Source organism: Algoriphagus aquimarinus (assembly GCF_007997215.1).
Classification (GTDB): Bacteria; Bacteroidota; Bacteroidia; order Cytophagales; family Cyclobacteriaceae; genus Algoriphagus; species Algoriphagus aquimarinus_A.
Window position 1 is genome coordinate 13,438 of record NZ_VORW01000030.1, and the last position, 25,639, is coordinate 39,076.

A 25,639-nucleotide genomic window follows, 5' to 3' on the forward strand; every position below is an offset into this window, starting at 1 on the left:
GTCTTAAGCTAATATTTTATTGATCAATTCTCCTTCCACATCCGTCAATCGGAAAGGACGGCCTTGGAAATCATAGGTGAACTTTTCATGGTCAAAACCCATCAAATGAAGAATAGTGGCGTGAATATCATGAACAGAAACTTTATCCTCTATGCCTGAAAATCCGAAATCATCCGTTTTGCCATAAGTGACTCCAGGTTTGATGCCGCCACCTGCCATCCACATGGTAAAGGCGTCGCCATGATGATCTCTACCTAGGAAACTCTGAGTTTTACCTTCTCGGTTTTCCTGCATAGGAGTTCTTCCAAACTCACCGCCCCAAACTACCAAGGTGTCTTCTAGCAATCCTCTTTGTTTCAGATCAAGCAGCAAAGCGGATACAGGTCGGTCCATTTCACGGCATTTATTTCTCAGTCCCATATCAATCGATCCGTCATGATCGGTGCCATGTGTATCCCATCCCCAATCGTATAACTGGACAAATCGCACACCTTTTTCCACTAGTTTTCGGGCAAGCAGGCAGTTGTTTGCAAAGGATTCTGTGCCTGGATTTGTGCCATATAACTCATGAACTGCTTTTGGTTCATCATTGATATTCATGACTTCCGGTACTTCGATTTGCATGCGATAGGCCATTTCATACTGATTGATTCTTGCCAGAATCTCAGGGTCGCCATATGCATCAAACTCCTCTTTATTTACTGTATTGATCGCGTCAATGACATTTTTCTTCAGATTTCGAGACATTCCTTCTGGGTCATCCAGATACAAAACTGGATCTCCCTTGGATCTGCATTGCACTCCTTGATATACTGAAGGTAAAAAGCCGGATCCCCAGACACTTTTGCCTGCATCAGGAGTTTTTCCCCCAGAAGTAAGCACTACAAAGCCGGGGAGATTTTGATTTTCTGTGCCCAGACCATAAGTCACCCAGCTTCCTAAGCTCGGGCGGCCAAGTCTCGCACTACCAGTTTGCATCAAAAGTTGCGCTGGGCCATGATTGAATTGATCCGTATGAACTGCTTTCAAAAAGGAAACTTCATCAGCCATTTTTTGAAAATGGGGCATGTAATCTGATATCCATGCGCCAGACTTTCCATGTTGGGAAAAATTGGCTTGTGGGCCCAAGAGATTAGGAGTTCCTCGAATGAAAGCAAACTTCTTTCCTTCCAATAATGACTGTGGACATGGCTGATTGTGGTACTTTGCCAACTCAGGCTTGTAATCAAAAAGCTCCAATTGTGATGGCGCTCCCGCCATGTGGAGGTAAATGATTGACTTTGCTTTTGCTCCAAAAGGCGGCGGCAAAGGTGAAAGCGGATTCAAATCCCGTTGACTTAGATTGAGTCCGGCCGATCCAGCTGAAGAACCCGTATCGCAACCAAACATCAGCGGAGCCATAGCGAGACCGCCAACTTTGGAGACACAATCCATCAGGAAATGTCTTCTTGTTTGCTTTTCCAGCTTTTGCTGCGCAAACTCAACGAGCATTCTATCGAGACTTTTCATATCAAGGTTTGGTTAAGAATTCGTCCATATTCAGCAGGGCATTGGCCACGACAGACATCGCAGCTTGCTCAGGATTTGTTGATTTATCTTTGATGGTAAAGAAGGCTTCCAGCGATTCAGGTTTGCTTTTGTATTCGGCTAGCGCTTCGTCATAAAGATTGGAAAGGGTCTTTAGCTTTAATTCTGTGATAGGATTTAGCACTAGTTTTTGATAGCCGTAAGCAATTCCTTTTTCTGGCTTTGCTGCATCTTGCTTGATCATATCTGCAGCCAAATAATACGCTGCTTCCAGATACACAGGGTCGTTTAATGTGACTAAAGCCTGAAGCGGCGTGTTAGTCACAATTCTTCTGCTGAGACAAACCTCTCGGCTGGCTGCATCAAAAGATATGAAGGAAGGATAAGGACTCGTTCGCTTCAAGAATGTGTAAATCCCACGTCTATGAGCATCCTCACCTTTACTTTCGTTCCAAGAATCGCCATTGTAAACTGTTTGCCAAATACCCTCTGGTTGATGAGGTTTGACTCCTGGACCATACATTTTATCACTTAGCAATCCGGCCACAGCTAATGCCTGATCCCGAACCTGCTCAGCGCTTAATCTGAATCTCGGACCACGGGCATACCATTTGTTTTGCGGGTCTTTTTTGTAAAGCTTCTCTGAAAAAGCAGAAGATTGTTTATACGTGGCCGAGGTGACAATCTCCCGAATCAAGCTTTTCATGCTCCAGTCGTAGTCATTCATCGTCTTCCAAGCCAAGTAATCTAGCAATTCAGGATGAGAAGGAGGATCGGACTGCGTGCCCATATCTTCCAGTGAACTTACGATACCGCGACCGAAGAGTTGATCCCAAACTCTATTTACCAAGGTTCTGGAAGTAAGTGGATTCTCCTTATCAGTCAACCAATAAGCAAATCCAAGTCTATTATTAGGCCATTCTGGATTCCAGTTATTCAGGGTTTTTGGTGTTTCTGGGTTTACTTTTTCACCCAGACTCATCCAGTTTCCCCGCTCAAATATATGAGTCTCCCGAGCCATGTAGGAAGGGTTTTCTACCATAATTGGAAGCTTTGTTCCTCTGAAATTCAAAGCTGTTTCCCATGAATTCTGCACATACTTGAATCCAGGTTTATCTTTTCCTTCCAAAGTCGGGATAAATGCAAACCAAACGAATTTGGCAGCATTTTGCTCTGACTTTACACTCGCATTTTTGACTTCCATGTAAAGGTCAACAAGACCAGTTGTAGTCTTTAAGGGAATTGCTCGAATGATATCTCCTTTAGTTTTATTGATTGGGAATTCTGCTAAAACTTCCCCTTCAGGACCTCCATTTCGGATAGTCATCTTACTCCCGTCAAGGCCAGAACCATAGTACATCAGCATCTGGTCCGAGCCCCGCGTATCTACTTTTCTAAGGTAGGCAGAGCCATTTGCCTGAATTCCTAGCCATTTGGTATCTATGAGTTCTGCATTGTTGAAGTCAACTGCATTGTGGGAAGGATACTTTGGCTCAAGGAAAGTCATGAAGTTTCTGCGCTCTGCAGCGGCTTTTGAGCTTTCATTTTCTTTGACCCAAGTGAGGACAGACTCAATTTCAGTTTTCTCTTCTGGCGAATAAAACCTCAGTCTAGGTTCCTCGTCGTGCGTGTCTTCATCGCGGGAATTATTGAAGAAAGCCGCGGACTGATAAAACTCCTCATGTCTGATCGGATCATAAGGATGACTGTGGCATTGAACGCAGGCCATTGTCGTGCTTTGCCAAACTTCGTATGTTGTGCCCACACGATCGAGTACCGCAGCTACACGGAATTCCTCATCGTTTGTACCACCTTCATCATTGTTCATGGTGTTGCGGTGAAAAGCTGTCGCCGCTAACTGTTCCTCTGTAGGATTAGGAAGTAAGTCGCCCGCCAACTGTTCAATGGTGAACTCATCAAATGGCTTGTCGTCATTGAAAGCTCGGATCACATAATCCCGATAAGGCCACATGGTACGGGAAACATCTCTTTCGTAGCCCTTTGTATCTGCGTATCTCGCGAGGTCAAGCCACCATGTTGCCCACTTTTCTCCAAAAGTAGGAGCGGAGAGAAGTTTGTCTACCGCTTGCTCGTAGGAGATTTTTTGTGAAGTAAACTGCTCCACAAGATCAGCAGTAGGTGGCAGACCAGTGATGTCGAGTGCTGCTCTTCTAAGTAATTTAAGTGGTTGTTCTTCTTTTGAAAAAGTTAATTCTTGCTCTTCGAGTTTTTTACCTACGTAAAAATCTATGGTATTTGTTGAAGCTGAATTGTTGTCAGAAGTGAATCCAGCGGTAGTTTTTTGAGCTATAGTTTCAGGAGCTTGGACAGGTGCGTAAGCCCAATGTTCGCCCCATTTAGCACCTTGCTTGATCCATGTTTTTAAGAGATTAATTTCCTCCTCAGAAAGAGGAGAACGCTCATAAGGCATTCTTACTTCCGGATCAGTGGCAGTCAGGCGCTTGATCAGTTCACTTCCGTTTGGATCGCCGGGGATAATTGCTGGATGTCCGGATTTGGTATCAGCAAACGCTTCTTCTTCGAAAAGCACAGAGAATCCACCATTCTTTTTGACACCTCCGTGGCAGGAAATGCAGTTTTTATTCAGAATGGGTTTGATCTGAGTGCTAAAGTCTACTTCTTTTTCCTGACCGAAAATCATAAAGCCAGCAATGGCAATGATTACGGCAAGGGTGAGAAAGCCAGCTATTTTCAGGTTATTCATGGGTAATTGAATGAATATGAAAAGTAAAGAATTCTGAGCTACTTCGAAAGCCGCTTATATCATTAAGGTAATTCTGAATAAATATGTGTTAATATTCTGGAATTTTGGTTTGGGCATGGTGGATCAACATTATGAAGATATTGAGATTAGACCTCTAGATAGTTAAACCCGAAATATGCATTAGCAATTCTATTACGGCCAGTAATTGCTTCAAAATCAATCACTACGTTGCTGTTTTCGACTTCACCATAGCGGTGCTATGCCTCAGTCTCCAAACAGCCTGATTTTATTGCACTTGCTACCCTCATAACGAAACCTAATGCATAAATCGGGTTAAACAATATTCCGCTCTTTCAGAGCTTTCGTTTGGCGGCAATTTGTTTGTTCCCAGCCCTGTCGAGCTGGGCTTTGATATGCCGGGCTTTCAGCCCTATTCCATGTAGAAATGAATTGCGCTCTCCTGCAAAAGATATGGGTTCTTTGTGGTTAATATCTTATATGTGTATTCGGATATCTGCACGTATGTTCAATCAGGCTTCGACTGCGCTCAGCCTCCGGTCAATTTAAGCTTAAAGGGAGAGGGAGAGAATGCGGCACCGCCGCATTCTCTCCCTCTCCCTAGATTTTAAGCTTAAATTCGATCCCTGAGCGCAGTCGAAGGGAAAGGTATTCAAAATATTATTTTGGTACGTGCATTCAAGCGAATACACATAATATCTTATAATGAATTGTTACTTGTTAATTCCAATTTCTAGTGAAGGAAAAATATTTGCAGATCATTTGATCGTTAAAAATCCCCCTTGCCCCCTTTGTCAAAATCTCGTTTCCAAATTCTATCTAGAAATCAAGGGGGAGTTGATCCAGCTCTGATACTGCCTTCCTTCGTGCTAGACTAACGGCTTACGCTAAATATTTGCGTTAGCCGCCTTCAAGTTGGTTGTGAAAAAAAGTAAAGAATTAAGGCCTAACTTATCCAGCTTCTGGAGAAGCAGGATAACAATAGTTGATCCAGCTCTGATGCCTATGTTCGTATAACACTTAGCTGTGGTTTCTGTGTGATCCTCCGTGATCACAGTGGTTTAAAAAAAAATACCCTGCTTTTTGGAGCAGGGTAGAGGTTTTAGAATTTGAAGTTTGGAAGATTCTCCAAGATATCCTTTGTCATGGCATCTAGATCATAATCGTGTTTCCAGCCCCAATCTTTCCTTGCACAGGAATCGTCGATGCTATCCGGCCAGCTGTCGGCAATTGCCTGACGGAAATCAGGATTGTATTCGATTTTGAAGTCAGGAATATGTTTTAAAATGCTTTGATAGATTTCTTTTGGCGTGAAATTCATTGCAGCAAGATTGTAGCTGGAGCGGATTTTCACAGATTCACGCGGAGCATTCATTAGATCCAACGTCGCTTTGATCGCGTCTGGCATGTACATCATCGGAAGAGAACTGTCTTCACGTAGGAAGCAATCGAATTTTTCACCCGCCAATGCTTTATGATAAATATCCACTGCATAGTCGGTCGTTCCACCACCAGGAAGTGACTTATAGCCGATTAAGCCAGGGTAACGTAGACTGCGGACATCCACATTGAATTTCTGAAAATAGTATTCACACCATCTTTCTCCCGCTTGCTTCGAAATACCATAAACAGTGTTAGGCTCTTTTACGCAATATTGAGGAGTATTTATTTTTGGCGTATTTGGCCCAAAGACCGCTATGGATGATGGCCAGTATACCTTATTAAGTTTAAATTCTTTGGCGAGCTCAAGGACATGAAGCAAACTTTCCATGTTTAGTTCCCAGGCGAAGAGCTGTTTTTTCTCACCTACAGCCGAAAGAACGGCCGCCAAATGATAAATCTGAGTGACTTGTTCGTGCTTGACCAGATTTCTCAAGCCATCCTTGTCCATCACGTCGAGGACCTTAAAACGACAAAAGTCAAATTTTGCTTTTGCTGATTCGCTGAGATCTGTAGCGATTACTTGTTCTGCTCCAAACTGATCTGCCAGAGAACGAGTGAGTTCTGAACCCAATTGCCCTGCGGCGCCTATTACCAGGATTTTTTCCATTGATATTTCTTTCAAAATCTACCTAAAGATGAGCTCTAGGTTTTTGTTTATATTTGGGTTTTCGACTGCAAAACTAAGAAAAAACTGCTTCCAGAGCAGGGTTTTTGACCAAAGGAATCAGACGTTTTTGAATAATATAAAATCAACTAGCTATCATGTACGATCAGTTCAGACCCAAATTACAAGAAGAACTTAAGGGAATAGAAGATGCCGGTCTTTTCAAGAAAGAGCGTGTCATTACCTCACCACAATCAGCAGAAATTACTATAGCCGGAGGGCAGAAGGTTTTGAATTTCTGTGCAAACAATTACTTGGGACTATCCTCACACCCAAAAGTAATCGAAGCAGCAAAGGCAGCGATCGATTCACACGGTTTTGGGATGTCATCCGTTCGTTTTATTTGCGGAACGCAAGACATTCATAAGGAATTGGAGAAGAAAATTTCTGAGTTTTTGGGAACCGAGGATACCATTCTTTATGCAGCGGCTTTTGATGCAAATGGTGGAGTATTCGAACCGATTTTGGGAGCTGAAGATGCGATCATTTCAGATGCATTGAATCATGCATCGATCATCGATGGCGTTCGTCTTTGCAAGGCCATGCGTTTCCGATACCAGCACAACGATATGGCGGATCTGGAAACTCAGCTGAAGGACGCTATTGCTAAAGGAGCAAAGCAAAAAATCATCGTGACCGACGGAGTTTTCTCTATGGACGGCACGATTGCGCAGTTGGATAAGATCGTGGAACTGGCAGAGAAATATGAAGCTTTAGTGATGACAGACGAATGTCACTCTACGGGTTTTATGGGTAAAACTGGCCGTGGTGTCCACGAACATTGTGGTGTGATGGGCAAAATAGATATCATCACCGGTACGCTTGGTAAAGCACTTGGTGGTGCATCTGGAGGATTTACTTCAGGAAGAAAAGAGATTGTCGAATTGCTTCGTCAGCGCTCTAGACCTTATTTGTTTTCAAATACCTTGGCTCCATCGATTACCGGAGCTTCCATAGCCGTTTTTGATTTGCTATCTGAGACGACCGAATTGAGAGATAAACTGGAAGAAAATACCAAGTACTTCCGTGAGAAAATGACTGCTGCAGGATTTGATATCAAGCCGGGTGAGCATGCTATCGTACCGATTATGCTATATGATGCGGTGCTATCGCAGAAAATGGCTGAGAAGGTGCTGGAGAAAGGGATTTATGTAATTGGATTCTATTTCCCTGTAGTACCAAAAGGTCAGGCGAGAATCCGTGTGCAGATTTCTGCTGGTCATGACCGAGCGCATTTGGATCAGGCGATTGCCGCTTTCACTGTGGTTGGAAAAGAATTAGGAGTGATTGATTAACAGGATTGTCCGCAAGGATAGTAGTTACATTATTTGTTGGATGTCCTATGCTAGGTATCCGATGCAGCAAAGCCGGGTTTCTAATTTAGATTCCCGGTTTTTTTATGATTTTTTTTTAGCCACAAAGTGCTCAAAAAAGACATAAAGGTCGTTGTTGTTTTCTCCTTGAAAATTGAGCTATTCTGGTGAGTATGTCGAACTATGAATATTGAGATATTGAGTGAAATAGAACCAATTGAATTATTTCTTAAAACGTAGTATTATTACTATATTTGAAGAGGTTTATCGATGCGGATTATGAGGAAATTGAAAGTAGCAGATGTTTTGAAGCTTCTACTAAAAGACGATTGGTTTCTACATACTCAGAAAGGGAGCCACAGACAGTTCAAACACCTCACTAAAAAGGGGAGGGTGACAGTAAACGGTAAACCTTCGGACACTTTAAGTCAGGAGCTTCTCAATAGTATCTGGAAGCAAGCAAGCTGGAAATAGCTTCCTGCTTTATTTAAATCTTCGTGTAAAAATAAATAGTAAAGTAAAATGGCGAATTTAGTTGTAGATGTCACCTGGGAAGATAATTTCGGAGCGTACAGCGAAGATGTGTCTGGATGCGTAGCTACGCATAAAAGTTTGGAAGGTGTTAAGGAAGCATACACTTCAGCCTTAAAGTTGCACCTTGAAGGAATTCTAGAAGATGAAGATGAAATACCTTCCGTTCTTCAAGGCGATTACGACTTGGTTTTTCGCCTCAATACACAAGCACTTTTGAAAACATTGGATGGGAAAATCTCCCGAGCGGCGATCGCCCGTGCATCGGGAATCAATGAGCGTCAGCTGGGTCATTACATTACTGGTAGAGTGGTTCCGCGTGCAGATAACCGTAAAAAAGTAATAGAGGGAATTCACCAAATCGCTCAAGACCTGTTAAAAGTCGTTTAGATATTTTTAATAAGAGCACCTACAAGTATTAGGAGCAAGTTGTCATGCTTCCTCCTTGAAAATTGAGTTGTTTTGGTGAGCCTGTCGAACCATTACCATTGAAACTTTATTCACTTCTCTCGTCGCTAAAAATATTATCTAACCGTCACGTGGTAACAACTCTGATTTCTTTCTTTGATAAAGATGATTTTATCAGCTTTTTGATATTCATCTAAAATCTTTTCAAGTTTTTTCTTAGCTGCCCAGTTAGAACCTTTCTTGCCGTTAAATCTCACGTAAGAAATATCAAAGGATACTCCATAGGAGTGAGAACTGATGCCGGAAGTTGCATTTCTATTCCGCTTTCTTAAACTTTCTTGCTGTTCAGGAGTTCGAGTGACTGATGTTATGGTAAAGAAACTCTCATCATTCGTTAGCGATTGGAATATAAGCCCCAATTCTTCAAGTATGATTTTTGAGTAGGGGGTGACGTAAGGATGGCTATGAGTAAGTTCCATAACTTCGTATCCAGCTCCTTGATTCACTAGCACTAACTTTTGCTCCTCAATTAGTTTTTTGAAATGGCTTTCATTATCAATTAAACCAAATCCGTTATATTCTGCTGCATAAAGATGCTTGTCATATTCCTTGGTAATCAGCTCATCAGGGATAGGTGGGATTACTCTGGGAATGGGTGTTTCTAACTCAATAGGTTCTGTTTTTTCAATCTTTGTTGAGGCTGGTTCTAATTTATTGGTAAGAGTAGAATAGGTGTCTTTTAATTGCTTTTTCAATTCAGGCATATATACTTGCGTTGCGAGAGCACCTGCCGAAAAAAGTAAGAAAATGGCGGCAAGTTGTATGATATGTGGTTTTTTCATAGGTAAAGGACTACTTGGTTTTGTGATTTTTGCAGAGGATCAAGTGCTGGAGTGGAGCAAAGATTAAACCATACTAAATCTTGGCACTAAACTAATTTCTTTTATTTGCGGGCCTCCGTACTTGCCTCCATTTTGATGGAAGCGATAACTTGTCTTTTTTTGGTGTCAAATCCCAATAGAAATTTTTCTGTTGGTTAATAGAATTTATAAGAGGTATTTTGAGAGGAATAGAGCAGTTTGAGACAAAGAAAGCGCAAGGTCACGGTTGCCCTGATTCCGAAACCTGGACTTGCTCATGTTCGACGCTGAATTTGGGTTTTTTTTGTGATTTTTTTTAGCCAAAATGAAAGTCATGTATCGACAAGCCTGTCTGCTAACAGACTGGCTCACCAACCAAGGTCTGAGCAGTGCTAATGTTTGTCCTGCTTCTCCAGAAGCTGGACTTGCTTCGCATTAAGCATCTTGAATTACAATTCATATTTATAGGAAGGTGTAGTCAGTCCCGATATTTGCACGGAATTAATACTCCTAAATCAATTTTTTCTGTTGATTATCAATTTAATACGGTTCTTCTGATTACCACGAAGACTAAAATCAAACTGGAGTATGCGATGAAAAATGGAATTATATATGCCTCCAGATTGAACCATAACATAATTGACATTAAGAGAAGCTGAAACCCCAGTCCGAAGGTTGAAAGCATAGTCATAAACCATCTCGGAAACGGTTTACTATTCATGGCATTTCGATCGAGGTGATAAATCGTCTTGTCAAAAGAAATGTAGAGCAGGTCATAGATTTTATAAAATCGATTGACTGTACTTTGTTTTTCTCCTTCCATGGCAATTGGTGCTACGTCTTCAAAGATTCTACTGGTCCGGTCTCCATTGACCGTATTTCTAAGAATGACATAGTAGTAATTATACAGCGTGCCTTGCAACTGTAACCCAATAAAAGCGAGTAGCATGTATCCAATTTTGCCATCGGTAATATGCCAGAATGCAAGAAAAAACAAGAAATTCAAGATGATATCAGCAATGGAATCATAATACCTACCGATGTAGGATGGAGTGTTTTTTATCCGCGAAAGCTCCCCGTCTGCCGCATCTAAAATAGACTTCAGAATCAGAAAGAATGCAGCTGCTGCATAAAACTGAAGCAAGATACAGGCTATCGCCAAAGCTCCTGAAACAATAAACCAGGAGGTGACTTGCACAGGGGTAACTGATGTGTCTTTTAGTGCATTGGCGATCCATCTTGCACTTGGTCTTCCGTAGTCTGATAAATCAAGGAACTTGTACGCTTCTGGTAATTTGGACATAAATGGTCTTCTATCAGGGCTGTTTGATGTCCACTGCAATGGCAAACTAACCCTTCAATTAGATTGGGGAAAATTAATCCGTGAAGATACTATTAATTTAAAGGAGGTCGTAACAAACAATTCCCTTCCTCTGATCACCCACTCACCTTAATCACAATTTTCCCCTTATGCTTTCCTTCGCCGAAATACTGAATTAGTCTAGCTGTATCTTCCACGGGATAAGGGCCATCTATTTCAGGGGAGATTTTATTTTGAATTATTAGCTGGGCTATTTCATCCAAACCTTCATTTGGTTTTAGACTGAGGATTCGAAGTCTTTTCGAAGAGAATAGGGAGAATATCTTACTCCAAAAAAGTACTGAGATTAAACTGCCAAGGTCGCCACCAATGGTCACATAGATTCCAGTTGGCTTCAAGGCTCGCAAATAGGAAAATGGAGATTTGTTTGTTTTACAGTCCAGAATCAGATCGTACTGTTCTCCAGTTTTTGTGAAGTCCACCTTATTGTAATCGATCACCTGGTCATAGCCGAGGGATTTCATCATCGCCAATTTCTCTCCTGAGTCTACTCCTGTTACTTCACAGTTGCTGAGTTTTGCCAATTGAAGACCTATGGTGCCTACACCGCCACCGCCTCCATTGATGAGCACTTTCTGTCCTTGATTTATCTTTGCGATATCTCGAAGTGCCTGCAGGGCTAGGGTAGAAGCATGAGGAATAGCCGTTGCTATTTCAAAACTCAAACCCTCAGGCTTGATCATTACCGCATCCTCATGTATACTGATATACTCCGCAAAAGTCCCAAATCCGAAATGTGAAATATCGCCATATACCGCATCCCCAACTTTTAGCTTGTTCACCTTTGATCCAATTCCTTCAACTATACCTGAAAGCTCCATCCCAGCGATTGGATTTTTAGGTTTGAATAGGCCAAACATCAGTCTATACAAATAAGGCTTGCCACGGACTATACTCCAGTCATAATCATTGATTGTAGTAGTATAGATTTTAATCAAAACCTCATTATCCATAGGAGTAGGGAGAGGTGCTTCTTTCAATGCTAGCACTTCCTCTGGTATTCCGTACTTCTCAAATAAAATGGCTTTCATGTGCTTATTCTACTTTTTATTTTTTATATAAATCCGTATTTCTACCAATAGGAAGACTAAAGCATTATAGGATTTGGTTAACTCTAGTATTTAGGCTACTTCGGTCACCCGTCTTCGGTCTCCCGATTGCTATCGGGATGATCGGGTTAGCAAAGAATTTTAGGTTACTGGTAAGATTGGGGATATTCATATTCCTTTTATTAATCCTCAACCAGTATTTTGTCAATTTCCGCGATCAATTCTTTTGTCCTTTCCAGCAATGTTCCTCTGCCATTATTTACTAGTTTGGACACAAATATTTTGGAAGTTAGTGCAGCATTTAAATCTATTTTCAATTTGTTTTCATTGGCTTCATCCCAAAACGAATCCATTGTTTCACCATTTATGGCGTTAAAGGGGCTGTTTAGCGGGTAGGTTTGAACATAGGTCTTCCCTACGTCTGAGCAGATTTTCAGATTAAAATCCACCAGTTTCAAAGTTGTTAACTGGAACGCGTTATGTTCTTGAATTTTTTTGGCAAAATCTCTATCAAGTAAGTCCAAATTACCCGTGGAAATCATCGCATTGAAGGTATTTAAGTTTAATTCATTACTGGGATTGAAATACGGGGTGAATTCAAATCGAGCTATTTTGATAAGCGTGTCAGCGTTAGCATTGGGAGAAGAAAGCCGTCTGGATAATTCCGAATCCTCCTTTAAAAGCTGCTCAAAATCCGCTAATTGCTTTTCAAGGAGAATAACGTCAGCCTCCAGATCTGATTGAAATGATTTTATATAACCGTCTTTTAATTTCTCTTTTTTACTTTCCTCATTCAGGTTATTTATAGTTAGCGCTATCAAAATACCGACAACTACCAATATTATCTCACCAATGGCATACTTTAGATACTTTCCAGTATTGCCTTTTAATAGTAGACTTTGTCGAATTTTTCTAAAGAATTTTATCATGTGTTATGGTGTAATTAAGCTTAACTGTCCAATTCCTGACTAATTAAATTAATCGTTAGTTCAACGTCCTCCTTTAATTCATAATAGAATCCTAGCATGGTTTTTCTTAGGAAAATATTGGTAGTAATCACATTTTTGAGTTGATGATTTTTAAATAAATTTTGACCATCAATTGGTTCTGCACTTTCCCATATCGCTTCAATTTTAAAAGCTTTAGATACTTCTGGCATAAATAATCCATACTGAAATGAATTATCGTCTTGCTTTTCAAAATCAATCAAATTGTGAAATGAAAAGGAGTAAAGTGAGGTGATATTTTGTCTTAGACTATCACTGGTGATAATTTCCAGTCCACGTGATTTTAGATTTTCATAGGCACTCTGATTTGGGAGTGTCCTGGTTGTAAATATCATATTTGCGAAGTGGAATTTGAGAGAATCAGAATACTCAATTTCTCTGTTTAGGTATTGAAGTACGATTTCATTTGACCTCAACCTACTTTCGTTAAAGCCAATGTTGAATTGAATGTCTTTTAAATCGAATTGTAAACTGTTTCTAATTTCTATAAGATATTTTCTTTCTAAATCTTCCAGTTGATTTCTGTTGTTCCAATTATTGATTTGGACTGCTATTAATATTCCGATTACCACGAGGATGATCTCACCAACAGCATATTTTAAATACTTTCCAGTATTGCCTTCTGAAAGTAGGCTTTGGCGAATTTTTCTAAAAAATTTTATCATAGGTTACATGTGGGTATAATGAAAAATGTCCTCTCAGGTTTTTTATTGTATCCTGCAGGATCCTTGGGAATTCTATCTCTAGTTAGCTTAGTCAATAAAACATGTTTGTAGTCCTTACTCATTCATCTTACGCTTGGCGTAAGATTTTCTCCATCTTCCTTCCTTTTGCCAACTCATCAACCAATTTGTCCAGGTATCTAACATTCTTAGTCAGCGGAGTTTCAATTTCTTCTATACTATAGCCACAAATCATCCCTGTAATTAGAGGGGCATTTTGATTCAATTTTGCTTTTTGAAAGAAGGTAACGAAAGTCACTTTTTCGGCAATCAGTTCCTGCAGTTTTTGCTCATCAAAACCAGTTAGCCACTCAATCACCTGGTGTAATTCTTCCTTTGTTCTACCTTTTTTCTCAACCTTAGCTACATAGTGTGGATATACTGAGGCAAATGTCAATTTCGCCATTTTGGCATCGTGTTCAGGTGTTGTTATCATATTCTTAATTGATAATGATTGCGAAGGGATACAAATCTCCTTAGTTGTCTACTTGATTTACAATGTTGAAAATAGCTAATCTTAGGTATACTCAGTGCCTAAAAGTTTGAAAATGAAAAAGGGAAGCGTTTAAGCTTCCCTTTTTCTATTGAATAAGAATTAAACCTATTTTTTCACGATAGGTAGCACAATTCTACTCAGGCTTTTTGCACCATGATGAATGGAGTTTGTGGCTACTACCCCTTCAGTTTCATCGTAGGTATTTCCTCCTGTATTCATATTTCTATCGAATCTAGGGAAGTTGGAGCTACTCACTTCTATGCGGATCCGGTGTCCCTTATCAAAGTAATTGGAGGTACTCATAGGAGTCATTTTGACTTCGTAAACCTTGCCATCTTCCATCCAAACTTCCTTGTCATAACCCTCTCTATAGCGAATACGCTGAATGGTTTCATCTAGGTTAAATGCTTTTCCGTCAGGATGCACATCGATCAATTTTATGGTTACATCGGTGTCTTTAGCATCTGAAGAAAGGTATAAGTAGGACTCTATATATCCTGAAACCTCGATTCCTTCTTCCAATACATCTGAAGTGTAAACAAGAATATCATCCCGAATTTCCATTTCGGATTGATCAAAAGAACCACCAGTCACAGCATTTCCCGTACAGCAGACATTTCCTCCATAGGAAGTTACTGGATTCATAGGGTCGTATTTGAACGTGTCAGGACTGTCTTTTTTAGGTTTTTTTGGAGTAAGCTTTCCGTCACCTTGAAGCGTATTGGCATTGCCTTCTGAGGCCAAATACATGGTAGTCATCACAGCCTCAGCAGGAGGCCATACATCAGAAGTTTGCCACTTATTTGATCCCATGGTGTAATACTGTACTCTAGGCATTTCCTCCATCACTTCAGACTTTTCTCCTTTCAGCCATAGATCAAACCATGCCGTAATGATCTCATCGTAATTCAATCGGGCATCACCCACATTCAAATCACCTATCATGGTGTTTTCAGTAGCTCGAGTGTAGGAACAGTGCATAACGGGAGCAATCACCAAATACTGATTGTCCCGTGCTAATTGGGAAACGGCATTTTCTCTGGCGTGATTGAACATCGCGATATTTGGACCTGAGGACACATCAAACCAAGACACAAACCAGAAACTAGGCTTGTCGAAAGGCATTTCGTCATTATACAAACCACTAGTAAACCACTTTGGATCATTTGGCTTACGGGTGATCATCTCTTCGTAGATGCCCATTGGGCCATTTTGATTTTTGATAATATCCTGAATCGGAAGATGTGAAAGTGCCTCTTTGGAATCAATTCTCGGGTACTCCGGTGACATATCATAGAAGCGCTGAAGTCTTAGCAAATCTTGCTGACTGATACCTTTTGGTAATTTAGGAGCCATTGGGTCATGCTGTACGCCATAAAGCCAGTTGGTGAATAGCATCTGTCCAGCACCTCCTCGGTACCAGTTTCCTTGCTCCCAAAACTCTCCAACTTTACCTACTCCTGCACCAAAACCTTGGGGTACTAATGCTCCTAAGGCTGGATGATCCAGTGAAGCTACGGCCATTTGCCATTCGGCTGTGGAAGAGCAACCCAGCGTTCCGATCTTGCCATTACTCCAATTTTGCTTGGACATCCACTCAAAGGCGTCGTATCCATCCGTCAATGGAACGCCAAGAATATCCCAATCTCCCTCGGAAAAATACCTGCCACGCTCGTTTTGTACTACGTAGACATAGCCTTTTTCCACCCAGGAAAGAGCAGTCTGCATGGTGCGTGTGTTCATTTCTCCATTTCCCCAGGTATTGAAATTGTAAGGAGTTCGGGAAAATACTATTGGATATTTCCCTTCGCCTTTGGGACGGTAAATATCTGTGGCCAACCGGACGCCATCACGCATGGGCATCATGACTTTTTGATCCACAATAGCGACTTCATCCAGCTGATCGATGATGCTTTTTTCCTGAGAAAAAGTAACAGAAACGACCATGACCAGCAGCAGAGTCAGGAAGATGTTATAAAGATGTTTCATGTGTTAGGATTTCAATTTCAATCTAAGTTAGTGAAGGGATTGTTTAGGAGGTATGGAAAATGATGATTGGTCGATTTTATGGTTGAGAATTAATTGAAATTTAGATATACTGCGTCAAAGCGCAAGTAGCCAAAGACTTATGTGTGCGGTTTGAAAATGAATTACCAAGCCATGGACTTTTACCCTTTTCATTTCATACATAAAGGCTAAATTTGCAGTCACAACGATTTTTACACATGAGCGATAGCCCGACCAACACACTGATTTCCTGGGTGGAAGTATCAAAAAATTCTGATTTTACGATTTATAATCTCCCTTTTGGGATTTTTCAGAATAAAAAACTTAGTCCGCGTATAGGAATTGCAATCGGAGACAAGATTGTAGATTTGAGTATCCTGGATCAGGAGGGGTTTTTTTCCGATATGTTTTTGCCTGAAGGTGTGTTCCTAAAAGATTCGCTCAATGAGATGATTGCCTTAGGTAAAGTGATTACCAAAAAAATCAGAGAGCGTGTTCAGGATCTGCTTACTGCGGATAATGAAAAGCTACGAGATCATTCTGCAAGAGGAAAAGTGATGTTGCACCGAAAGGAAGCGACTATGCTGATGCCTGTGAAGATCGGTGATTACACTGATTTCTACAGCAGTGTGGAGCATGCTACTAACGTAGGTAAAATGTTCCGTGATCCTGAGAATGCACTGTTGCCAAACTGGAAACATCTTCCAGTAGGCTATCATGGAAGAGCATCCTCCATCATTCCTTCTGGAGTTCCTATCACTAGACCAAAAGGTCAAACCAAGGATCCAGAGTCAGGTTCTCCGGTATTTGGCCCTAGCAAAAAGTTGGATTTTGAATTGGAGTTAGCATTCATTACAGGCAAATCCACCAAACTTGGTGATTCTGTTTCTACTGCTGATGCAGAGGATTATATTTTTGGTTTTGTGCTTTTCAACGATTGGTCAGCCAGAGATATTCAGGCTTGGGAATATGTTCCTTTAGGACCCTTTTTAGGAAAAAGCTTTGCTTCTTCTATATCACCTTGGGTGGTTACTTTGGAAGCATTGGAGCAATTCAAGGTAGAAAGCCAAGTGCAAGAGCCAGAGGTTTTGGACTACTTGAAATGTGATAAGTCCCACAGCTTTGATATACAATTGGAAGCATACATTCAGCCTGATGGAGAAAAAGGCAGCAAAGTGAGTACGACCAATTTCAAGAACATGTATTGGAATGTGGCGCAGCAATTGGCGCATCATACCGTTAATGGCTGCAATATCAATGTAGGAGATATGATGGCTTCTGGGACTATATCTGGTCAGGAGCCAGATTCTTATGGATCTATGCTGGAGCTTTCCTGGAATGGAAAGGAAGTTGTAAAGCTCGAATCTGGAACTGAGAGAACGTTTATCGAAGACGGAGATACTGTAATTATGAAAGGATTTGCGGAGAAAGATGGAGTGAGAGTAGGCTTTGGAGAGGTAAAAGCCAAGGTTCTTCCTGCTAAGTAATTTGCAATAAATACTAATTTAAAACCCTGACTTAGTACAAGTCAGGGTTTTTTTATGCCCATTTCTTATTCATTTTTATCTATAACGCTTAAATTTATTAAGCGTTGAATATCAGTAGTTTGAGGTATTTATCATTACCTGGTATTCGTTGGTTCCCGATAGTTTTTTGTCTTTTTTCAGAAATGAAGCGGGATAAAGATTTCCATACAAGTCTCATTTTTTTCAGAGACAATTATTCCTTTTCAAACTTTCTTACTAATTAAAAACAATGGCTAAGCTTAGAAATTTATCTATTACAACCCCTATTCTTTTTGCCTTACCTCTTCGGAGCGAATGGGCGGTAAATCCCGTCGACATCAATAAGCCTGTGATGGCTGGCGATTGGGATGATGCCGGCAGTCTCAAATTCTCCAGAGGCTATGTGATGGCAAAGAATGATGCTAATTTTCTCTATCTCACACTCGATGTAGTATCTGACACAGGAAATGATGCTGGTACTAACGATTACTTTTGGCTGACTTTCGACAACAACCGTGATCGTGCGATCACCTCTGGTGTCGATGTGAATTATGGACTTTATCCAGGTCAACCAAATAAATTGGGAAGGCAGAAATACCTTGGGCCGGGCAGCTGGACTGGACTGCTGGCAGATCCCTCAAATTCCGGTGTTGTCCAAGAGTTTGGTGCCAGTCCAAATTCTGATGAATCTCACCGAATCTGGAAATTTAGACTGGAACTTAGTGAGATCAATGTTGCGCTTTCTTGGCCATTGAGTACTCCCTACACATATTTTGGATTTAGAGTCAGATCCAGTAATCCGGGGTTTACAACTGACTTTCCAGGCGATTTCTACAAGGATTTCACCAAACTTCGCCAGTTGATTTTAAGTAGAAAACCTACCATCCCTTCCAAGGATTTGGGGCCTGTGGTAGGAAGTGTAGGTTTGATACCCACGACTAAAATCTCAGCGACTGGTCGTGCAAAAACTGACTCAGGATACTATCACTTTGTAGAGAATGCAGCATTTGGCGGAACGCTGAATTTGATAGGTAATCGTACCAAGCTACAGCAACTCTGGGCGGCAGGGAATACCAAATACAAAGTGGAAATAGCAGCTCCGGGAGGCTCTTTCGCCAAGTTGATTTCTAACTGGTCAAACTACCGCTGGACTGGATCAACCTATGCGTTGGAATCCTTTGCTGCTTCGGCTTATGGCTACTATCAGATGGCAAATCCTGGGACGGATTACTCGATCGATGATCTGCTAATCCAGTTTCCCACTACGGCACTTTTACCTGGGCTGTATAGAATCCAAGTGACATTTTTTGTTGGAAGTAGTACGACCGATATAGCCGCTATTCAGGAATTGAGATTGTTTATTGATAATCATGTGCCGTCCACTATCATAGAAAGTGTAAAGCATGGTAGTATCGAAGTCTCAGCCTGTGCAATTGAAACTATAGGAGCAGCTCCTGATGGTTTGAATTTCCGAATTACTGCAAATGATCCTGAAGGAAATTTGAGGGGAGTCAGTTTCTATGCAACCTATGGCGCTGGTCTTTCTGCTTCTATTTTCAGTGAAAGTTACACACTTGCAAAGGGAAATTGGGAGGGATTTGTCAATAAGCTAATTCCTGAATCAGGGAATTGGAGACCTCCGCAATCCTGTGCTTATAGCTTCGTGCTTTCGGTCAGCGCGAGGACAACCAACGGGTATTCCTGGGTGGGCCAGAACAGTACTCATCGCAACTTAACGCTGCTAATAGGGTAAAGATTAAATGGTCTAAGAGCGAAAGCCACTTCTGATAAGGAGTGGTTTTTTGTTTTAACCGCGGTGGACACAGAGGATATGCAGAGAGCACAGATAAGTGTTATCCTGCTTCTCCAGAAGCTGGATATGAATTCACCCACGGTCGAGGGAGTACACAGAGTGCTCAAGTGGATTTTCGTTTGTGTGATACAAGTACTGGCAAGGTAACCTCACAAACGGAAAGTTATCTGATCCAAAACCACCTACTTCGATTAGCTACCAGTCACAATTGTTTTCGACTCCTACTTGAGTTTGAAAATTGATCATTGAATTTGCTACTCTTCTTCTTTTTTGGAGGATTTACCTCCAGAGATTTTATAGATCAAATAGCCTATGCCTACTACAAAATGTAGAATTACTATTCCAGCTAGGATATAAATGGTAGTGTTGCTCATGCAGCGTTTAAGCTATTGATTATTTTCCTTAAAAGCAGAAAGCCATCCGAATTCTCGAATGGCTTTCCATTATATAAGGTATGACTTATTGGTTCTTATTTGAAACCAATTTCCTCCAAACCAGCGTGGCTGATTTTGATTGCTTCCAAAGGATCCAATTCAAAGGTTCTGTCTTGCTCTACCAAATAGAATTCCATTCCTGACTTATCTTTTTCTGCCAAGATTCTCTTGAAATCAATTGTACCAGTTCCAACAGGAGCGAAGTTGCCTTCCTCGCTCATGTCTTTCACGTGCCAAGCGATGAATCTTCCTGGATACTTTTCGAAGTACGTAAGCGGGTCTACGCCTGCTTTAGTGACCCAGAATAAGTCCATTTGGAAGTTTACAAACTCAGGATTACACTTTTCCAGCAATAGATCTTCGATGATTGTACCATCTGCCATTGCTTTAAATTCAAAGTCATGGTTATGATAAAGAAGTTTGATTCCGGCTTTGGTACATTTTTCTCCCAAAGTATTCATAATGGTTACCAATTCAGCGGGTGTTCCATTCATACCCATGCCATTAGGTCCAGAGGTGAACATCCCCATTGGAGGTACAGGAATTACAAAATATTCAATCCCTGCAGCCTTTACGTCTGCTATCAGTTGATCTGCATTTTCCATGTTTACCATACCCATGTGAGCACTTTTGGCAGTCAAGCCAAGTGACTCTAAGTAGGATTTGAATTCAGTTGGCGTCATGCCATAGAATTTTCCATCTTCATAATTTGCAGTTTCCACATAAGCATAGCCATCAGCAGCTACTGCTTGAAGGGTGCCTTTAGGGTCTTTTGCCATAGAATCACGAAGTGTGTAGAGGGCTAGGCCACCAAAACTGGATGATCCTACTTGAGTTTCTTCAACTGTTTCTATAACTTCCTCAGAGCCAGTTTTGCTGCTACATGCAGTAAATCCAAGTGATAACGCCAGAAGAAAACTGATACTCAGGTTTAAATGTTTTTTCATTTTAGGGTTGATTTTTTTATCGGCTTCAAGTTAGCTAAATCATCGAAATATTACGTCTCTCTCCCCATTTACTGTTTGAGATGTATTGAGAAAAGTAGCTGTTATTTAAACAATTATGCTCAGTCTCGTTTGATACATTAGAACCAACCTTTTTATTACAATGACACATATTTTAAAAATACTCGAGATTCAACAGGTAACTCACAATGTGAAACAATACAAAGTGGAAAAGCCAAAGGGCTATTTTTTTATCCCTGGACAGGCGACTGAATTAGCAATCAATAAAGAGAAATGGAAAGGTGAATTTCGCCCTTTTACATTTACATCTTTGCCGGAGGAAAGGCACCTGGAGTTTGTGATCAAATCATACAGGGATCATGATGGAGTGACTAATCAGCTCGACCTTTTGAAAGAGGGAGATGAGTTGATTCTGAACGACTCATGGGGAGCGATTCAATACAAAGGCAAAGGAGTTTTTATTGCAGGAGGAGCTGGAATTACGCCCTTTATTGGCATTTTCAGATCCTTGGAATCCACGGGTAAATTGAAAGGGAACACCTTGATTTTTGCCAACAAGACCAGCGAGGATGTAATCATGGAATCTTATTTTCGCAAGGCTTTAGGAAATGATTTTATTTCAATTTTGGCAAAAGATCAACTTGCAGGTCATCAGCATGGAATGATAGACAAGGACTTCATTAAGGCTCATGTCAAAGATTTCAATCAGGAGTTTTATATCTGCGGCCCAGATCAAATGGTAAAAGATATAAGCAAGATTTTGGAAGATCTGGGAGCGAAACCAGAAGCGGTTACTTTTGAAAAGTAATTAGAGATCCTTGCTGTTTTGGCTTAGAACTTTCTTAACCAATGGTCCAATCGTCAGTCCCTGAAAAATAATCGAGAAAACGACCACCACATAGGTGACAGTCAGGAATAATTCCCGCTCCATTTGAGGCTCTAGGGATAAAGCTAAAGCGATGGAGATTCCACCTCGGATTCCTCCCCAAGTCATCATTAGATTGGTTTTTGGAATGAAATCTAGCTTTTTATCAAAAATAGCTACAGGTCCAGAAAGGGCTAAATACCTAGCGATAAGGGCTACCGGAATTGCGATCAGTCCAAATTTCAAATACTCTCCGCTGGTGGAAATGACTAATAGCTCGAGACCTATCAACACAAAGAGAACAGCGTTGAGTAGCACGTCGATCAGTTCCCAGAATTTGTCTACGTAATTGTGTGTTGTCTCCGACCAGGCAATTTTCGGCGATTTATTTCCTATAAAAATCCCTGCTACCACCACAGCCAGCGGGCCGGAAACATGAAGTTTATGAGCTAACATAGAAAGTCCCATCACCAATGCAAGAGTAATTATCACCTCGGTTTCATAGTGGTCTATTACTTTCATTATCTGAAATGTCATCCATCCTGTTACCAATCCGAGGATTATTCCTCCTACCACTTCTTCTAGGAACAAAAGCCCAATATCTCCCGCATCTACTGCTCCGATTCCCTGCTGGGCGATTTTGAAAATAACCAAGAATACCACCACACCGACTCCGTCATTGAACAGTGACTCACCTACTATTTTGACCTCGAGTTTCTTGGGTGCATTTGCATTTTTCAAAATCCCCAATACGGCTATAGGGTCAGTAGGAGAGATCAATGCGCCAAAGAGCAGACAGTAGATATAATCGATTTCGTGACCAAAAAGTATGAATGCGTAAAACATCATCGTACCCACGAAAAAGGTGGATAGTACCACTCCTATAGTAGCAAAGACTGCAATAGGAGCTTTCAGTCTCCTTAGCGAATCCAGTTTGGTGTGGAGTGCTCCCGCAAAAAGCAGGAAGCTCAACATCACATCGAGCAGGGCAGTTTCAAAATCAATAGACTTGATAAGCAGCTCAGCTTCGTCGAGGAAAAAATGATTGAACTTGCCTAGAATCGTAATTCCCAGTGTGAAAGCTATAGCAATAATCATCAACCCAATGGTGAATGGCAGCTTCAGAAACTTGGTATTGATAAAGGCAAAAGCTGCAGAAAGTACAATCAGAATGGTGATGACACTGAAAATATCCATGGAATCAGAATTGGTTTTGATGGCTATCGCCAAATTACAACCATTTTATTGATTGCCTCAAAAAAGAACAGGCATCATTCAATCGGAATGATGCCTGCTGAGATAAAAGCGTTATTTGAATCCGAAAATCAATGGAAATATGAAAACGACTATGGCTGCCCAAACAAAATAAACTGGAAGGTATAGAACGATTGATTTTCCGACAGAAATGCTTTCTGATTTTCGGGTGATTGTTCGGAATAGTTTCGAAGCAATCATCAAAAGATGGATTAGCATCAAAATATTACTTCCGAGCACAGCCATTCTATTTGGCGTGAGACCCCATTCTGCGATTCTAAATAGAATTGCCGATAAGGCGATTCCGTTGACGATAATAGTGACGATGGATAATAACAGTAATATCCAGAAGTCAGCGCTAAATTTCTTCTTGCCTGAGCCTTCTGCCACAGAGAAAAATATCAAAGCCATCACGCCGACCAAAAGTGAGTTGAATAACAAGAGAAAATCACGGTCGTTGTACGGATCCTTGCCTGAGTAAATAATAGCACCCAAATAAACTAGGAGCATAACCAAGACAACTGGACTGAAAAGTTTGGCGATTATGGGAGATACTTTATTTACGAGTTGTGGATTCGTTTGAGTTAAGAAAGTAGCAAGTATAGGTATAGCAGGAAGGCCGAAAACGATGATATAATCCTGAAAGAATTGTTCAATGTTGATTCCAATAAGAGAAAATAGTCCAAAGGTAATTCCGGATAAAATTCCTCCAGCAATACCTAAAATTGCTATCATGACTAATGCATCTCCATTGAACCGAAGGAAGTCGAGTCGCTTGTTGAAATTGCTAAGTTCATTTCCTGAAAAAGCTGCGCCAAGCAGGATCCAAAGTAATATTGTCAAATGGATGCAGGCCAATACTAAGGTGTCACTTTCAAGGCTATCTGGAAGAAGATTAATGTAGACAGCCGAAATGACAGTCACCGCGCTGATAATTCCAATCATTTTAGCGGACATCTTATTTTTCCAGGCGAAAAATGCTGTCAGGAAAGGAAAGACTATAAAGCCAATATTTCTTGGATAAAAGAAGTTTTCCGAGACCGAAAATGCAGTTGGGATTTTTGCGATCAAACCTGCTATGAAGCAAGCGATGACTACAAAAAGTAAGTCAGCCTTAGATCCCCAGGAAATGGAATTCGATTCGTAATTCAGCCGCTCATGCCAAAACTTAGCCATCGGGTTTCCTTTTATTTCGGGGTACAGGAAGCTAAATGAGTCTTTGAAAGTGGATTTATTGCTTCTATAAAGCTTTTCCAGATAAGCCGGATCATCCAAGTGATTTAAGATTTCTTGTTTCATTTTAGTTCTATTTATTCCACTTTGTAATTCAAAGTGAATTGATAAATTTTTTTAGAGTTTGTTTTCTTTGATTAAAATTTCGAGGAATTCCAGATGCTCCTGAAAAGCCTTTTTACCTTTTTCGGTGGCTGTGTAGGCGGTCATCGGTTTTCTACCTACAAAGGATTTGTTGACCGAAATGTATTCTTGTTTTTCAAGGTTTTTCAAATGTGACGCAAGGTTCCCATCAGTCACTTCCAGCAGGTCTTTGAAGGAATTAAAGTCATATTCAGTATTGACCATGAGTATGGACATGACCCGCAAGCGGACCACATTCTCAAAGGCCTTATCGTAAGTTCCTTTCACGTTAGCGGTCGTATCGGTAATACATCATTGAGCCGTAGATGACATGAAGCACGCCAAATCCCAAGGCCCAGCAAATCAACCCGAAATCAGGAAAGAAAGCGGCAAAAATTCCTAAAACCAGCTGTCCAACTCCTAGATTTCTAATTTCTCCAAGGGTAAAATGAGAGGCATTGATCAAGCCCAGTCCGTAGAAAATCAATGTGGTGGGAGCGAGCAATTGGTAGGTATTTTCATGGATCAAAGCAATAGAAAATAGGCCACCAGCCAATACCGGAATAAACAATGCAAGCAGGAACCTTTTGCTTGCAGAGGACCAAAATTTCTCAGCTTTGCGCTGACTTTTATTTTGACTTAGCAAATAAGCTGAACCGATTGCAAGCAGCAACACTAACAGTGCAACTGCCAATAAATTGACTTGCAATTCATCGCTTGAAATAGGCTCACTCTCAGTTCCAAATTCTGTGTCGGGGAAATAAATCCAGTACCAGGCGATTCCTGCTCCCGCAAAAGCATAGATTCCTGCTAGAATTCCTGCTAATCCACTGAGGGAAAGGAAGCGAGTACTCCGCTCCATCATGGATTTGATCTCGGCTAATTCTTGTTCGGGTTTTCTCATAGGTAAAAGTACTTTGAGATACAAAGTAAAATCAAATAGTTGGATTTCCTGCTGATTGTATAATAATTTTTAGAAATAATGTATTTACGCAATTACACTAGGATACAATTTAGTTGAGGCCAACTGTTGATAAACACTTTTCATTTCCAATAAAAAAATCCGAAGGATTGAAACAATTCATAACCCTCGGCAAAGCCGGGGGACAATTCAAACGTCAGAAAAATATAGCCCTGAAAGGGTGAAACTGTTTGAAGTCTCGCCCTTTCAGGCATACGCGTTAACTTAAGCCATATCGGTCTAGTTATTAGACACTTTGTTCTTATTTTTTCTTTTTCAGGAATGACTCTTTTTTGATTACTCTTTTCAAAACAAAGGTATTCCTATCCTCTATT

The 25,639-nt window shown here is 40.8% G+C and carries 21 protein-coding genes; 6 read left to right on the plus strand and 15 right to left on the minus strand.

The window, feature by feature from the left end; genetic code table 11:
- Positions 1-3: 3 nt before the first annotated feature.
- From ESV85_RS21155 to ESV85_RS21165, 3 genes are all read right to left on the minus strand, one after another.
- Positions 4-1,509, minus strand: a complete 1,506-nt coding sequence (locus tag ESV85_RS21155) for a DUF1501 domain-containing protein (RefSeq protein WP_146921192.1) — start codon at positions 1,507-1,509, stop codon at positions 4-6.
- A gap of 1 nt (position 1,510) precedes the next feature.
- A complete protein-coding gene (locus ESV85_RS21160; protein WP_146921194.1) occupies positions 1,511-4,252 on the minus strand; it encodes a DUF1553 domain-containing protein in 2,742 nt (913 codons plus the stop codon).
- A 1,120-nt stretch (positions 4,253-5,372) separates the two neighbouring features.
- On the minus strand, positions 5,373-6,320 hold the full coding sequence (locus ESV85_RS21165; RefSeq protein ID WP_146921196.1) for an NAD-dependent epimerase/dehydratase family protein: 948 nt from the start codon (positions 6,318-6,320) through the stop codon (positions 5,373-5,375).
- Positions 6,321-6,475: 155 nt separating this feature from the next.
- Between ESV85_RS21165 and kbl the strand changes: the two genes are divergently transcribed.
- From kbl to ESV85_RS21180, 3 genes are all read left to right on the plus strand, one after another.
- The gene (gene kbl / locus ESV85_RS21170) at positions 6,476-7,672 is read left to right on the plus strand and encodes a glycine C-acetyltransferase (RefSeq protein ID WP_146921198.1); all 1,197 of its coding nucleotides are present in this window, start codon (positions 6,476-6,478) and stop codon (positions 7,670-7,672) included.
- 297 nt (positions 7,673-7,969) lie between these two features.
- Positions 7,970-8,164 carry a type II toxin-antitoxin system HicA family toxin gene (locus ESV85_RS21175; protein WP_146921200.1) on the plus strand — a complete coding sequence of 65 codons (195 nt, stop codon included), beginning with the start codon at positions 7,970-7,972 and terminating at the stop codon, positions 8,162-8,164.
- Positions 8,165-8,212: 48 nt separating this feature from the next.
- Positions 8,213-8,611: a type II toxin-antitoxin system HicB family antitoxin gene (locus ESV85_RS21180; RefSeq protein ID WP_146921202.1), complete on the plus strand. Its 399-nt coding sequence runs from the start codon at positions 8,213-8,215 to the stop codon at positions 8,609-8,611.
- 134 nt (positions 8,612-8,745) lie between these two features.
- Here the strand turns inward: ESV85_RS21180 and ESV85_RS21185 are convergent, their stop codons facing one another.
- The 7 genes from ESV85_RS21185 to ESV85_RS21215 all read right to left on the minus strand — a co-directional run bounded on the left by ESV85_RS21185 (position 8,746) and on the right by ESV85_RS21215 (position 16,133).
- The gene (locus ESV85_RS21185) at positions 8,746-9,471 is read right to left on the minus strand and encodes a DUF5715 family protein (protein WP_146921203.1); all 726 of its coding nucleotides are present in this window, start codon (positions 9,469-9,471) and stop codon (positions 8,746-8,748) included.
- Between the two features lie 553 nt (positions 9,472-10,024).
- Positions 10,025-10,792, minus strand: coding sequence for a CDP-alcohol phosphatidyltransferase family protein (locus tag ESV85_RS21190; RefSeq protein ID WP_146921205.1), 768 nt, complete (start codon positions 10,790-10,792; stop codon positions 10,025-10,027).
- Between the two features lie 134 nt (positions 10,793-10,926).
- Positions 10,927-11,901 carry an NAD(P)-dependent alcohol dehydrogenase gene (locus ESV85_RS21195; RefSeq protein ID WP_146921207.1) on the minus strand — a complete coding sequence of 325 codons (975 nt, stop codon included), beginning with the start codon at positions 11,899-11,901 and terminating at the stop codon, positions 10,927-10,929.
- Positions 11,902-12,101: 200 nt separating this feature from the next.
- The gene (locus tag ESV85_RS21200) at positions 12,102-12,848 is read right to left on the minus strand and encodes a DUF6090 family protein (RefSeq protein ID WP_146921209.1); all 747 of its coding nucleotides are present in this window, start codon (positions 12,846-12,848) and stop codon (positions 12,102-12,104) included.
- A gap of 20 nt (positions 12,849-12,868) precedes the next feature.
- The gene (locus tag ESV85_RS21205; RefSeq protein ID WP_146921211.1) at positions 12,869-13,591 is read right to left on the minus strand and encodes a DUF6090 family protein; all 723 of its coding nucleotides are present in this window, start codon (positions 13,589-13,591) and stop codon (positions 12,869-12,871) included.
- 127 nt (positions 13,592-13,718) lie between these two features.
- Positions 13,719-14,084 carry a DUF2200 domain-containing protein gene (locus ESV85_RS21210; RefSeq protein WP_146921213.1) on the minus strand — a complete coding sequence of 122 codons (366 nt, stop codon included), beginning with the start codon at positions 14,082-14,084 and terminating at the stop codon, positions 13,719-13,721.
- A 165-nt stretch (positions 14,085-14,249) separates the two neighbouring features.
- Positions 14,250-16,133, minus strand: a complete 1,884-nt coding sequence (locus ESV85_RS21215) for a CocE/NonD family hydrolase (protein WP_146921215.1) — start codon at positions 16,131-16,133, stop codon at positions 14,250-14,252.
- Between the two features lie 236 nt (positions 16,134-16,369).
- Between ESV85_RS21215 and fahA the strand changes: the two genes are divergently transcribed.
- Together fahA and ESV85_RS21225 are read left to right on the plus strand one after the other, a co-directional pair.
- Positions 16,370-17,638 (plus strand): fumarylacetoacetase, encoded by a 1,269-nt coding sequence (gene fahA, locus ESV85_RS21220; RefSeq protein WP_223276077.1) that lies wholly within the window; start codon positions 16,370-16,372, stop codon positions 17,636-17,638.
- Between the two features lie 268 nt (positions 17,639-17,906).
- Positions 17,907-19,409: a hypothetical protein gene (locus ESV85_RS21225; RefSeq protein WP_146921217.1), complete on the plus strand. Its 1,503-nt coding sequence runs from the start codon at positions 17,907-17,909 to the stop codon at positions 19,407-19,409.
- Positions 19,410-19,938: 529 nt separating this feature from the next.
- On the opposite strand, the gene ESV85_RS21230 is transcribed toward ESV85_RS21225, so the two are convergent.
- Entirely contained in the window at positions 19,939-20,850 is a 912-nt protein-coding gene (locus ESV85_RS21230) for a sugar phosphate isomerase/epimerase family protein (RefSeq protein ID WP_146921219.1), read from the minus strand.
- A 160-nt stretch (positions 20,851-21,010) separates the two neighbouring features.
- On the opposite strand from ESV85_RS21230, the gene ESV85_RS21235 reads away from it, so the two are divergent.
- A complete protein-coding gene (locus tag ESV85_RS21235) occupies positions 21,011-21,676 on the plus strand; it encodes an FAD-binding oxidoreductase (RefSeq protein WP_146921221.1) in 666 nt (221 codons plus the stop codon).
- On the opposite strand, the gene ESV85_RS21240 is transcribed toward ESV85_RS21235, so the two are convergent.
- From ESV85_RS21240 to ESV85_RS21255, 4 genes are all read right to left on the minus strand, one after another.
- Positions 21,677-22,963, minus strand: a complete 1,287-nt coding sequence (locus tag ESV85_RS21240) for a sodium:proton antiporter (protein WP_317130812.1) — start codon at positions 22,961-22,963, stop codon at positions 21,677-21,679.
- Between the two features lie 78 nt (positions 22,964-23,041).
- The gene (locus ESV85_RS21245; protein ID WP_146921223.1) at positions 23,042-24,286 is read right to left on the minus strand and encodes a hypothetical protein; all 1,245 of its coding nucleotides are present in this window, start codon (positions 24,284-24,286) and stop codon (positions 23,042-23,044) included.
- Between the two features lie 51 nt (positions 24,287-24,337).
- Entirely contained in the window at positions 24,338-24,631 is a 294-nt protein-coding gene (locus ESV85_RS21250; RefSeq protein WP_223276078.1) for a winged helix-turn-helix domain-containing protein, read from the minus strand.
- Between the two features lies 1 nt (position 24,632).
- Positions 24,633-25,247: a hypothetical protein gene (locus tag ESV85_RS21255; protein ID WP_146921225.1), complete on the minus strand. Its 615-nt coding sequence runs from the start codon at positions 25,245-25,247 to the stop codon at positions 24,633-24,635.
- Positions 25,248-25,639 lie beyond the last annotated feature (392 nt).